We start from the raw sequence: 12,597 nt of genomic DNA, 5'->3' as shown, positions 1-12,597 counted from the left end.
AGGATGCGTTTGTTTTGAAAAAATGTATCGCATTGGTGGTAGGAGCGGTTGTCCTATGCAGCCAGCCCGGACTCAGTATGGCAGAAGGAAAGGCGGGGCTTCAGCAGCCTTGGTTTCAGGAAGAGCTGCATACAGCGAACAAGATACGGTTTGAGCGTCAGGAAATCAAGCAGGATATTTTGCAAAAAAAGGATGAACTGCTGCAGCTGAGAGCGCATAGAACCGCAGCTAAGCAAGCGGCTGCTCTGACTGAAGAACGTAAGCAGCTGAAGGAGCTGCGCACGGATTTGATGGATTTGCAAAAGAAATCAGCGCAGACGAGAAAAGAGTTCAAGGTCGCATTAAGAGAGCAGGATCATGCGGCGGCTAAGCAGAAGATGGCCAGTTGGCTGCAGGTTCAGCAGGAAATCAACGTGAAGATGAAGGAAAAAGTGAAGCTAATGGATGCGATGATTGTGAAGCTGAAGAGTTAGGCTTGGCGGGCTCGGCCGCAAATTGAGAATCTTGCCCGCAAATCCCTCAACCATTCAAAAAACGTCCCCGAAGCAGCATCTTCAGGGACGTTTTTGTATGGCGGTCCTTTGTAAAGAGCGAGTGTTTATTGCGTAAATAGGATAAAACTATTGATTCCGAAAATGGTATCAATGTGGTACACTGTGAGCAGAATGGTGCAAAATAGGGGGCGTTTTGCCAATGAACAGACTCTTTATTAAAAGTGAACAAGTGAGCAAAGAATTTAACGGGCAGCACGTTTTAAGAAACATGACGTTTTCTATCAATGAAGGGGAGGTTGTCGGTCTTCTAGGTCCGAATGGGTCAGGGAAAACGACGATGATTCGTCTGCTTAACGGCGTGATCCTCCCTTCAGCAGGAAAGATGAAGGTAGGCCCATACAATCCGGTAAAAGAGGGGGATCACATTCGAGCAATGAGCGGGATTCTAACAGACGGTGCGGGGCTTTATCAGGAGCTGACGGGCCTTGAGAATCTGGAGTTCTTCGCGAAATTATATCGTGCGTATGATGCAAAGCGAATTCAGCAGCTGCTTGAAGAGTTCGGCATGCTCGAGGCACAGCATAAGCCAGTCGGAAAATACAGCACAGGGATGAAGCGCAGGCTCGGTATGATCAAAGCAATTCTTCATAAGCCGCAGCTTCTGTTTCTGGATGAGCCGACGAACGGCCTGGACCCAGAAGGCATTCAGATGGTGCTCAAATATATCAAGATGCTCAAAGAAAAAGAAGGTACGACAATCTTGCTTTGCTCGCATATCCTTCATCAGCTCGAGACTGTGTGTTCACGGTATTTATTTTTACAAAATGGAGAAATCGTGGAGTCGGGAACATTAAGAGACCTGCAAGAAAGGCAGATCGGTTCTATCAAACTGAAAGTGGAGACGGCACATCCATTGGAGGCAACTTCGTTTGGGTACCCTGCCGCAACAATGGGTGAGAACGAGTACGTTTTCACTTTACCTGATCGTGAACAAATTACACCGCTCGTTCAGCGAATTGCGGCAGCTTTTCCCGTCTATCATGTGGAAATCCAAAACCGTGATCTTGAGTCAATCTATTTTCAGATTAGAGGTGGAAAGCATGCATAAGCAGACGGTTTGGGTAATCGCGCAAAAGGATTTGAAAGCCATCAGGAAAAACAGTCAGGTGTGGCTCGGCATGATCCTGCTTCCTGTACTTTTTGCTGTGCTCGTTCCGTTCGGGCTCATTTTAGCGATCAAGTATGCGCCGGCTTTATCACCTGACCTTGAAAAGCTTGTGAACACCATTATCGGCGGTATCGACGGAAGCCTGAAGCAGGAGTTAAACAGTCTCCCGAGCATGACGCATAAGATGATTTTCGTAGTCATTAACTATTTACTCGGCTCCATCTTCTTAATGATCCCGTGCTTGAACGCGATGATGATTTCCCTTAACAGCTTTGTAGGGGAAAAAGAGCGGGGTACGCTGGAAACACTGCTCTTCTCGCCCGTTACGCTCAAGGAATTATTTGTCGGAAAAATTTTGGCTGCCTTTATCCCAGCCATGGGGATATCTCTGCTTAGCTTTGTTTTGTTCGGAATCGTGGCAAGTCTTCTGACGTATCCGATGTTTGGCGAGCTCATTTTTCCAAACAGCAACTGGCTCGTCCTCATTTTCTGGCTGATTCCGATCATCACGATCTTTACGATTCTCGTTAATTTGCTCGTGTCGGCACGGGCAAAAGGATTTCAAGAAGCGCAGCAGATCGGAGGAATCGTCGTCCTCCCGGTTGTCGCCCTGTTCATCGGCCAGGCAACAGGGTTTCTCATCATCAGCCCAGTTACCTTGTTCGTGATCGGAGCCGTTTTGCTGGTCGGAAATCTCGGATTGCTTAAGGTGATCACAAAATACAATGATCGGAATGTGCTGTTTACGAAGCAGATATAGATACGTTAAATACGAGTGGATTGATGACGTTATATCCCCTTTAGAAGCTAATGTGGAATAATTTGTTCAATGTGTGCAGAGTTAACATTGTTCTATAATACATGTAGCGAAAAGGGGGAATTTTTATTAAAGGGTTTATGATTGGATGTATTGCTTTGCTTTTAATTGGAGGAGCTCTGTATTTGTTTAACAAGAAAAACAACGAAACAGAAGCCCCATTTGCGGCGGGGATGAACTTTGATATTGAGGAAGTTGAACCTTTTTTACAGCGTCTATCCATATCTGTGCTGGAATCGAGTCTTTCAAAAGATGAAATCCACACAATTACATCTGAAATCATCTCTATGAACAAAAACAATGATATCAAAGAGATTGGAACCTTTGAGGTTAATTACAAAGGAACACCATCCAAAATAAGAATAGAGACTGAAATACATATAGAAGATGGCAATAAGGAGGCTGTTCTTTATATGTATAGCCATCAAGAGTTAGTAGATCGGATAGACGAGGAAATGATCGCCGTGGATGAAGAGCGGAACGGGTAAAGAGATGATAAAAAACGCACTGTAGATTTCGCTATGAAATACAGTGCGTTTTGATTATCTGCTCTTCTTCATTGCTTTTTCTTCGGTACAACGATCGTCGTAAACAGACGCTCCGTCCGGTCGCTGCCTGGAGTGTTGCCGATATACTTGCAGACGACGCTGTTTAATTCTTGCGCGAAGGCCATCATTTCTTTTTCATTTAGATGCAGGGCGGCCTGGCGGTAACCTGCGCCATCACGCGCCAAGTCGATGCTGCCTTGATCCAGGTAGTCCTCAAACTGCTGATGAATCATTGTGAGAAAGGTGAAAAACGAGCGAAGGTGATCGTCTTTGCTCATGGATTGCAGTTCTTCCGGCGAAACTTCTGCACCTGCTGCCGCTATTCTGTAGAACTTTTCGACAGACCCGCGGACAGGCTGTTCCTTCGCCACTTCAATCACGCCAGCTTCAGCCAGTATTTTCGTGTGACGGTAAATGCTCGTCCGGGGTATATCGGATAAAAGCTCGGACAAGCCTTGAGGCGATCGAGGGACGCTCCCCATTAAGCTTTGAATGATGCGCATCCTGACAGGGTGAAGCAGAATATCCATCTTTTTCACGGTGTGTTTCCTCCTTATTGCCGTTCTGAGAAATCATACCCTCGTGCAATGTAAATAAACGGAGTGGATGCGGCTGAAACGATAAACTTGATTACATATGTCGTCAACAAAATTTGCCACCAGACATCCCATGAATAGACGCCAGCAAAGGCAATTGTGCAGAAGACGACTGAGTCAATCAGCTGACTCGCCATCGTGCTGCCGTTATTGCGGATCCATAGCTGTTCGGGCTTCGGGAATTTTCGGCGAATAAGGGAATACAGCTTCACATCTGCAAACTGGCTGATCAAGTAGGCAGCGAGGCTTCCGAGGGCGAGACGCCATAGTAAGCCGAATAGAGCTTCCATGTGGGGCTGGGCGAAGTCGCTTTTCGCTGGTTCGAAAATGAGGACGAGCTGCATGATCATCGTCATCATGATTAACGTGAAGAAACCAAACCATACGGCCTTTTTTGCTTCCTTTTCGCCATATTTTTCGTTCAATAAATCGGTTGCCAGATAAATGGTGCCGTAGATGACATTACCGAGTGTCATGATTACGCCGAACATTTCAATTGTTTTCACAACCTGAATATTGGCGAGAATAGTGGCAGCGCCAATCCATGCATAAAGCCCTGTGCGCCCAAAAAAACGGTAGCATAATAAGAAAAGAACAAAATTCACGAGCGCGAACCCGATTCCAAAGTATACGTTAAACATAGTGCCTCCATCATCAGCGGGCATTTTAAGCAGCCCTGTTATCCATACCATTATACACCAGTCGACAAAATATTCACCGGGAAATAACAAGCCTCATCCACAAAAAATGGATGAGGCAGAAGTTACTTGAACTGAACGTCAAACGTCTCAGCATCTTCGAGTTTTTTCTTGTCTTTATCAAATACTTCGCTCGTTTTGACGGTTAACGATTTCATTTTAGCTGGATCGGTGTCATCAATGATGAATCCGAGGCTTCCCATCTTCTTTTCACCAGGCTTGAGTTGACCATTTAATTCCTCGATGTAAAAGTCATTTTCCCACGTTACTTTCTGTCCTTGATCGGTTTGAATCTCTGAAACAGGAGCGAACTGCACAGGCTTGTCACTCATGTTCTCGAGTGTTACATTCACACGCACGTATGGAAACTTCTTTTCATCCTTGTGCGTATAGCCGTGGAAAAAGTCGATAAGATCCATAGAAGGCTTGTATTCAATCACACGGACACTCTCAATTTTCATTTCGACAGGTCCGATGTCTTTTGTTTCGTTTAGCTTCGCTTCCTTCAATAGCGTGACGATGCCGTCATCGTCTTCGTGTGACGTGCCGGGCTTTGTTAAACTGCTGTCATCAGCAGCCTGCGGGCTGTCACCGAACGCTTCTTTTTCGGTTTCAGGCTTACTTTCTGATTTCTCGGCTTCCTGCTTTGTTTGCTCTTCCTTTTTCGGTTCTTCTGTCTTGGAACAACCGAAAAGAAGCAAGGATGTCATCAGCAAAATGATCAGATGTCTCATTTGTTTTCCCTCCAAAAAGAGAAGCATCCCGCCGCATACGGGCAACGGGATGCTCTTTGTTTACCTTACTATTCCCTAGAGTTCAGGAAATTATTTATTAAAAGCTGCTTTGCTTTGTTCAAGCACTGCGAAAATTTCTTTTGCTGTATCTGTGTTGTCGATCTTGCCTGCAAACTTCTCCATGCCAGGGCCGTAAGCATAAACCGTTACGTCTTCACCTGTGTGGCCGTCTGTTGTCCAGCCAGTACCAGAGCGCATGTCAAAGATTTTTTCGATGGCGTTGTCGATATCAAGCGCCTTGCCAGACTTGTCTTTTGCCGCTTGTACAGACTGAATTTCTTCAGGCGTTAGTTCAAGGTCGATATACTTCTTTAATGTTTCTTCAACTGGTGCACCTTTTTCAATTTCTTTTGCCATAAAATCAGGTGTTTTCTTTGCTGCTTTTAATGGTGCTGGATCCCATTTGTACTCACCGTCACGGCCCATTGTCATACCGCCAGTAGAATGGTCAGCTGTTGCGATAACAAGTGTGTGCTTGTCTTTCTTAGCAAACTCGATCGCTGCTTCGTAAGACTCTTCAAAGCTCTTCATGTCGCTCATTGCCGCAACCACATCGTTATCGTGGCCAGCCCAGTCGATCTGTGAGCCTTCAACCATAAGGAAGAAACCTTTTTTGTTCGTGTTCAAACGCTCAAGTGCAGAGTTTGTCATTTCTTTAAGAGTCGGCTGTGTTTCAGGACGGTCGATTCCTTTTGCCATTTCTTTTTCACCGAAAAGTCCAAGAACTTGCTTGTTTTTGTCGTTCAGCATGTCCTGACGAGTCTTAACGTAGCTGTAGCCGTCTTTCTTGAACTGCTCAGCGATGTTGCGGTCTGCACGCTCAAAGTATTTTGTTCCTCCGCCAAGAAGAACGTCAACCTTGTGCTGTCCGTTGATGAGATCATCATAATAGTCGTTCGCGATCGCGTCATAGTTTTCACGAGAGTGATCGTGCGCACCGAATGATGCTGGAGTCGCGTGGTTGATTTGTGATGTTGCCACAAGGCCTGTTGATTTTCCATTTTCTTTTGCTTGCTCTAGAACCGTTTTTACATCTTTTTTGTCCATATCAACTGCGATCGCACCGTTGTATGTTTTAATGCCGGCACTCATGGAAGTTGCTGCTGCAGCTGAGTCTGTTACAGATTCTTTCGGGTCCCAAGAGTATGTGGACTGCATGCCGACTAAGTCTTTGTCGAATGACGTGTCTTCCTGCATTGGTGTTGCTTTATTGTCTTTAAAAGAACGGTATGCTGTCGTGTACGTTGGACCCATTCCGTCACCGATTAAGAAAATAACGTTACGGATTTCATTTTTATTCGTTGGTGTTTCTGCTGCTTGTGCAGGTGAACCAGAGTTAATCGAGAGGCCGCTGATCGCTAATGTAGAAGCTAGCGCTACAGGCCAAAGCTTTTTAGATAATGTATGTTTAGGCAAAGAAATTACCTCCCAAAGAATTTTGTTATAGTTGCTGTGTCTCACGAGTAACAATATATCAGCATAGTGTTAAGGGGAGGTTATCGGTATATTAAGAACCTGTAAATGAATATGACAAAAGGCCTCCCGTTTGAAACGGAAGACCCTTTTTGTGGAAAAGTATTATACGGTTTGTAATGTTTTCGCTAGAGCTTCTTCAGCTGGAAGGTACTCATAGCCTAGGTCGCGAGCAACAGCCTCATATGTGACCGCTCCGCCTGCCACATTTAGTCCAAGCTTAAGTGCTGGATTTTCTGCGATAGCTTTTACTGCTCCTTTGTTAGCGATTTGAAGCGCATATGGAACCGTTACGTTTGTTAACGCGATTGTGGATGTGCGCGGAACCGCTCCAGGCATGTTCGCAACCGCATAGTGAACAACGCCATGCTTTTCATAAGTAGGATTATCGTGAGTCGTGATGCGGTCAACCGTTTCAAAAATTCCGCCTTGGTCGATCGCAACGTCAACCACAACAGATCCTGGCTTCATGCTCATGATCATTTCTTCTGTTACAAGCTTAGGCGCTTTTGCTCCTGGAATTAAAACCGCCCCGATCACAAGGTCAGATTCAGCCACTGCTTCAGCGATGTTCATTGGCGAGCTCATCAATGTCTGGATGCTGTTTCCGAAAATATCGTCTAACTGGCGAAGACGGTCCGGGCTAAGATCGATGATCGTGACATCAGCCCCAAGTCCTGCTGCAACCTTCGCTGCGTTCGTTCCAACCACACCGCCACCGATAACGGTAACCTTACCGCGCTTCACGCCAGGCACTCCGCCAAGAAGGATGCCCATGCCGCCTTTTGGCTTTTCAAGGAACTGTGCACCGATTTGAGCACTCATGCGTCCAGCCACTTCACTCATTGGTGTTAGAAGGGGAAGTGTGCGGTTGTGTTCAACAGTTTCGTATGCGATTGCTGTTACACCGTTCTCAGTCAGTGCTTTTGCTAGTGCAGGCTCAGCTGCAAGGTGCAGGTAAGTGAATAGGATAAGACCTTGGCGGAAGTACGTGTACTCAGAAGCCAACGGTTCTTTAACCTTCATAACCATTTCTGCTGCCCAAACGTCTGCTGCAGCGTCAATCAGCTTCGCGCCAGCTGCTGCATAGTCTTCGTTTGTAAATCCGCTGCCAAGACCAGCGTTCGTTTCAACCAATACTTCGTGTCCAGCAGCAGTAAGAGCTACAACACCAGACGGCGTGATTGCCACGCGGTTTTCATTATTTTTAATTTCCTTAGGAATCCCGATAATCATTTGTATAACCTCCTAATAATGCGCATTTGAAAAGCGCTTTCATTACTATGAAATCAGTATAAAGGCTCATCATTAGAAAATCTTTGTTTGAAAAAAAGAAAGAATGAGATGCTGTTTGTGGGATTTCACAAAACACATTCCTAAAATTAGGACAAGTAACCGATACCTGTCTCGAGGCAGGTACACAATAGTCATGATACCTTCTTTATACACTTGTAGAATAGGACAATAATGATATCTTTCTTTTTTAGTAAATTAGCATTTTGAATTTGAATGCTACTTGTAAGTCAAGCAAAAAAAGGACTTGAAGATAGCTCTTGTGTTTTTTTGATTACATCTTTTGAATTCTTCATTGACAAGGTTAATCAGAGTGAAAGGTGCCGACTCCAGCAGGATGAGTGAGACAGGTGAGACCTTCCAAAGGCGCTTGGGAAGGGCTCACCGCTCACCCTGCGGAAAGCGTGCGCCTGTAACGGAGATCAACCACATCTTGTATTCTGAAAAAATTAAAAACCCCAACATCAGAAGAGTTTTCTGATTTTGAGGTCGATGATGAGCATCGTTTTTTGTTCGGGGCTTTTGAGGTTGAGGTTGGTGATTTCGGTGATGCGTTTTAGGCGGTACATTAGGGTGTTGATGTGGATGTGCAGGGTTTCAGCGGCTTTGTGCTGGTTTTCGTCGCTTTCCAGATAAGCGGCCAATGTTTCGCATAGTGTTGTGCGGTGCATGCGGTCGTATTCCTGAAGCTTTGTCAGGACATCGTTTTGGTAGCCGTCCTGCACCTGTTTTTCACGGATGATGCCCAGAAACTGATAAATGCCAAGATCGTTATAGCTGTGCAGGTTCAGCGTGTCACCGCCGAGTTTGTTCTGAATATCGAGCACATTTAGTGCTTCTTTATAGCTTTTTTCGATTTGATCGAACCGGCTAATCAGGCTGCCATATGAGGCTTTCACATCGGTGATGGAGAACCGTTCTTCCATGTGCGTGAAAAAGGTCTGGATAAATTCCTGTATTGTCTGATCGTTGTTTTCTTTATCATTCGGACTGACGAGGAGGATCATCTGCTGACCGTCTGCTGCCGCCAGCAGCACGCGAATCCGCTGATGGACGACGGCAAGATACAAAATATCCTTTTCGCGCGCTTCGTTCACTTCTTCTTTAAACTGAAGAATCATCACGGAAACCGGGATAGCCGGCAAAATTGAGAACTCCTGCAGCTTTTCAATGATTCGCTCTTCTGACGGATGGTTGCCGGTTAATAGCTTCCATAAAAATTCCTGCTGGTTTTCCTGCTTTTTCTTTGAACCAATCTGATGCTGAAGCAGCTGGCTTCGTGCGGCCTGTGCCGCCTGCTTCAGCACATCCATGTCTTCTTCGCTCAATTTTTTATTGATTTCGAGCACCCATATGTAGCCGAGCACTTCTTCATTTTTTCGAATGGAAACGGCGACACGGTCACCGAGTCCGACTTGGTTGATCGACTTAATACGCAGCGGGGCGTCCGATTGCTGCAATGTCGGAATCACGCCGTCCTTCCATAGGCTGTTGATGACCTTCTCAGGCACGCGTCTGCCGATAATAGTCGCGATGCGCGCTGGATCCGTGCTGTCCTCGTGTGTGCTGTACGCAAGAAGGCGGTGGTTGCGGTCCTCGATCGTAACAGGACAGCCGAGTACGTCACTGATGCGGTCGGCTAAATTTTCTAAGCTTCCGAAAGTCCCTTTAAAGTAGTCCAGTTGTTTCATGTTATCCCCGTCCTTGGGCTGTTATCTATCGTTATCATAACAATATGTATTTTAAAAAGGAATATGGGAGCGTTTGGAGAAAGAAATAATGGAAGAAAAAGGAGGATATTGACGATGAAATTTAGTCAGTTTGCATACAAACGACCGAACTTAAATGAAGTGAAAGTGTCATTCAACAAGCACCTTGTACAATTTAAAGAAGCGAAAACGTTTGAAGAGCAGGAAGTAGCGATGAGCAGCATTTCTATGATTCGCAGTGAGTTTGAAAGCATGGCGAAAATCGCCAGAACACGATATACCATCAACACAGCTGACGAGTTTTATAAAAAAGAGCAGGCGTTCATGGACGAAAATCTTCCTGTGTACCAAGGGTTGATCAAGACCTTTTATGAGGCGCTGACCACATCAGCTTTTCAAAGAGAGATCGAGGAAACGCACGGCAAACAGCTGTTGAAGCTTGCGGAGCTGCGTGTGAAAACATACAGCGACGAGGTGCTCGAGGATCTGAAGCTTGAAAACAAGCTGACGAGCGAATATGTGAACCTTGTGGCTTCTGCCAAAATTGAATTTGACGGCCGTGAACTGACCCTGGCACAGTTTGCACCATATATGCAGTCTGAAAAGAGGGAAACGCGCCACCAGGCATACCTCGCAGGCGGAGCCTTCTTCAGCAGCCATGAAGAGAGGTTTGACGAAATCTACGACAAGCTCGTGAAGCTGCGTACGAACATCGCACATAAATTAGGGTATAAGAGCTATGTTCAGCTTGGTTATGACCGCATGAGCCGGACGGATTATAACGCGGCGGATGTGAAGGTTTTCCGCGATCAGGTGAGGGACGTGATCGTGCCGCTTTGCACAGAATTGAAGAACAAGCAGCACGAACGAATCGGCACACCCGAATTTTATTATTATGATGAAACGTTCGAGTTTCCTGACGGCAACCCGAAGCCTCAGGGAGATGTGGATTGGATCGTGGAAAGGGCGCAGAGCGTGTTTCAAGAGCTGTCAGATGAGACGGGCCGTTTCTTTGCCTTTATGACGGAAAATGAACTTATGGATCTGCACAGCAAAAAAGGGAAGGCAGCAGGTGGCTATTGCACGTACTTTAGCACGTACCAGTCGCCGTTCATCTTCACCAATTTTAACGGATCGGATAACGATATTCGTGTTCTTCTGCATGAGATCGGACACGCGTACCAAATGCATGCTAGCCGCGGGTATGAGGTACCAGAATATCAATTCCCTACGCTTGAAGCATGCGAGATTCACTCGATGAGCATGGAGTTCTTAACGTATCCTTCCATGAAAGACTTTTTTGAAGGTGACACGGAGAAATATTTGTACTCCCACCTGACGGGTGCAGTGGAGTTTATTCCATATGGCGTCGCCGTGGACGAGTTCCAGCATTTTGTGTACGAAAATCCGGACGCCACGCCGCAAGAACGCAGGCAGGAATGGAGCCGTTTGGAGAAAATTTATTTGCCGCACCGTAACTATGCAGGGCTTGAGTACCTCGAGAACGGCGGGTTTTGGCACCGCCAAGGTCATATTTACAAATCGCCGTTCTATTACATCGACTACACACTGGCCCAGATATGTGCACTTCAGTTCTGGAAGCGGTCGAGAGAAGACCAGGCAGCTGCTTGGAGAGATTATGACCGCCTCTGCAAGCTCGGCGGAAGCCTCGCCTTCACCGAACTGGTAAAAGAAGCAGGTCTGACATCACCATTTCATGCCGGATGTGTGGAGGATGTGGTCCAAGAGGTTAGAAGCTTTCTTGGCATGCACGCCCTGCGGTAAAATAAAAAGCTGAAAAGCTGCCTCGAAGTCTTATTTCTGGCTTAGTGGCAGCTTTTTATTTTGAAGGCTTTTTTTAGAGATTGTTGCTTTAAAAGGAGTCTGATTTTTAAAAATAAAGAACAGCTGTCTTTAAACTGTATAGTACATCCTGCTTTAACAAAATCTTTTAGATTAATTAACCTCTTCTCGAATTCTAAAGGTATGGTTCTTTTCTAAAACATAATCGCCCTAGTTTGTTCATTTTTAAATATGATACTTGTTTGGTAAAATAATGGGGAGAAACAGACTTGTTTTAAAGGAGAATGAAAATGAATGAAACGAAGCAGCGGAATTATACACCGCTCATTATCGGGCTTTCGATTGCCATAAACGCGCTTGTCGCGATTTTGTTCTTTTTGCCGGAATACGAAGGAGAAATTACGTTTGATGTGACACTCCTGCCGCGTTTGAACGCCATATTCAACAGCTTTACCTTCGTGTTCCTCTTGGCTGCCTTATATTTTATCAAGCAAAAAAACATCACGCTGCACAAACGCTTTATTCTTGCGGCATTCTCGTCAACGACACTTTTCTTACTGTCTTATGTGACGTATCATTACTTAACCGAATCCACAAAATACGGTGGAGACGGTCCGCTGAAATACGTGTACTTCTTTATTTTGCTGACTCATATCGTGCTGGCGATTGTGATCGTGCCGCTCGCACTCATTACCGTCACGCGCGGATTTAACATGCAGGTGGAAAAGCACCGCAAAATCGCGCGCTGGACGATGCCGCTCTGGCTGTATGTCAGTCTGACGGGTGTTCTTGTCTACCTTATGATCTCGCCTTACTATTAAAAATCAGGAGTATCTCCCATGGATTGGTTCATGCTCGTCATTAGTGTAGTGCTGTTCGGGCTCGGTGCTGCCGCTGTCGTTTACAGCTGGCGCTACAGCCGGGATCTTCATGAAAGTCTCATTTTTGGCGGAGGTACATCGTCAAGCACTGCCGACAGTATACCTGGAGCCATCGTCGAATTTTTTCTCGGGCTCTTTTTCGATTTTTTGTTTGAGTTTATCCCGTATTGGATGGTGAAGGTGTTATTGTTTCTTGGCGGAGTGGGTGTCGTGGTTCTCGCCTACCTGGCCTTCTTGGAGGTATAAGACCGTAATCTGTTCTATTTAGATAAAAAAGAGGCGCCGCTGACTGCCATTTCAGTCAATGACGCCTCTTTTCTTAT

13 protein-coding genes are annotated in these 12,597 nt (G+C 45.7%); 7 read left to right on the top strand and 6 right to left on the bottom strand.

The features are described 5' to 3' along the window. Positions 1-14 precede the first annotated feature (14 nt). The 4 genes from ACFQPF_RS08200 to ACFQPF_RS08185 all read left to right on the top strand — a co-directional run bounded on the left by ACFQPF_RS08200 (position 15) and on the right by ACFQPF_RS08185 (position 2,967). Positions 15-473, top strand: a complete 459-nt coding sequence (locus tag ACFQPF_RS08200; protein WP_379748425.1) for a hypothetical protein — start codon at positions 15-17, stop codon at positions 471-473. A gap of 220 nt (positions 474-693) precedes the next feature. Then, on the top strand, positions 694-1,602 hold the full coding sequence (locus tag ACFQPF_RS08195; protein ID WP_379748423.1) for an ABC transporter ATP-binding protein: 909 nt from the start codon (positions 694-696) through the stop codon (positions 1,600-1,602). After that, the gene (locus ACFQPF_RS08190) at positions 1,595-2,422 is read left to right on the top strand and encodes an ABC transporter permease subunit (RefSeq protein ID WP_379748421.1); all 828 of its coding nucleotides are present in this window, start codon (positions 1,595-1,597) and stop codon (positions 2,420-2,422) included. Before ACFQPF_RS08195 ends, ACFQPF_RS08190 begins: the two co-directional genes overlap by 8 nt. Before the next feature lie 182 nt (positions 2,423-2,604). Further along, positions 2,605-2,967 (top strand): hypothetical protein, encoded by a 363-nt coding sequence (locus tag ACFQPF_RS08185; RefSeq protein ID WP_379748419.1) that lies wholly within the window; start codon positions 2,605-2,607, stop codon positions 2,965-2,967. Between the two features lie 68 nt (positions 2,968-3,035). Here the strand turns inward: ACFQPF_RS08185 and ACFQPF_RS08180 are convergent, their stop codons facing one another. The 6 genes from ACFQPF_RS08180 to ACFQPF_RS08155 form a co-directional block, all read right to left on the bottom strand. Further along, a complete protein-coding gene (locus ACFQPF_RS08180; RefSeq protein ID WP_379748493.1) occupies positions 3,036-3,557 on the bottom strand; it encodes a helix-turn-helix domain-containing protein in 522 nt (173 codons plus the stop codon). Positions 3,558-3,580: 23 nt separating this feature from the next. Beyond that, entirely contained in the window at positions 3,581-4,264 is a 684-nt protein-coding gene (locus tag ACFQPF_RS08175; protein WP_379748417.1) for a queuosine precursor transporter, read from the bottom strand. Positions 4,265-4,386: 122 nt separating this feature from the next. Beyond that, on the bottom strand, positions 4,387-5,055 hold the full coding sequence (locus tag ACFQPF_RS08170; protein WP_379748415.1) for a DUF4352 domain-containing protein: 669 nt from the start codon (positions 5,053-5,055) through the stop codon (positions 4,387-4,389). A gap of 90 nt (positions 5,056-5,145) precedes the next feature. Next, on the bottom strand, positions 5,146-6,531 hold the full coding sequence (locus ACFQPF_RS08165; protein ID WP_379748412.1) for an alkaline phosphatase: 1,386 nt from the start codon (positions 6,529-6,531) through the stop codon (positions 5,146-5,148). Between the two features lie 162 nt (positions 6,532-6,693). Next, positions 6,694-7,824, bottom strand: coding sequence for an alanine dehydrogenase (ald, locus tag ACFQPF_RS08160; RefSeq protein WP_379748410.1), 1,131 nt, complete (start codon positions 7,822-7,824; stop codon positions 6,694-6,696). Positions 7,825-8,345: 521 nt separating this feature from the next. After that, positions 8,346-9,572 carry a PucR family transcriptional regulator gene (locus tag ACFQPF_RS08155; RefSeq protein ID WP_379748408.1) on the bottom strand — a complete coding sequence of 409 codons (1,227 nt, stop codon included), beginning with the start codon at positions 9,570-9,572 and terminating at the stop codon, positions 8,346-8,348. A 114-nt stretch (positions 9,573-9,686) separates the two neighbouring features. Here ACFQPF_RS08155 and ACFQPF_RS08150 point away from each other — a divergent pair, with 114 nt between their 5' ends. From ACFQPF_RS08150 to ACFQPF_RS08140, 3 genes are all read left to right on the top strand, one after another. Continuing rightward, positions 9,687-11,375: a M3 family oligoendopeptidase gene (locus tag ACFQPF_RS08150; RefSeq protein WP_379748406.1), complete on the top strand. Its 1,689-nt coding sequence runs from the start codon at positions 9,687-9,689 to the stop codon at positions 11,373-11,375. Positions 11,376-11,677: 302 nt separating this feature from the next. Beyond that, a complete protein-coding gene (locus tag ACFQPF_RS08145) occupies positions 11,678-12,214 on the top strand; it encodes a DUF420 domain-containing protein (RefSeq protein WP_379748404.1) in 537 nt (178 codons plus the stop codon). Positions 12,215-12,232: 18 nt separating this feature from the next. Beyond that, entirely contained in the window at positions 12,233-12,520 is a 288-nt protein-coding gene (locus ACFQPF_RS08140; RefSeq protein WP_379748401.1) for a hypothetical protein, read from the top strand. The last annotated feature ends 77 nt before the right edge of the window (positions 12,521-12,597 follow it).

It is taken from the genome of Fictibacillus iocasae (assembly GCF_042665465.1).
Lineage (GTDB): Bacteria > Bacillota > Bacilli > Bacillales > Fictibacillaceae > Fictibacillus > Fictibacillus iocasae.
This window is presented reverse-complemented; position numbering and strand designations above follow the sequence as displayed.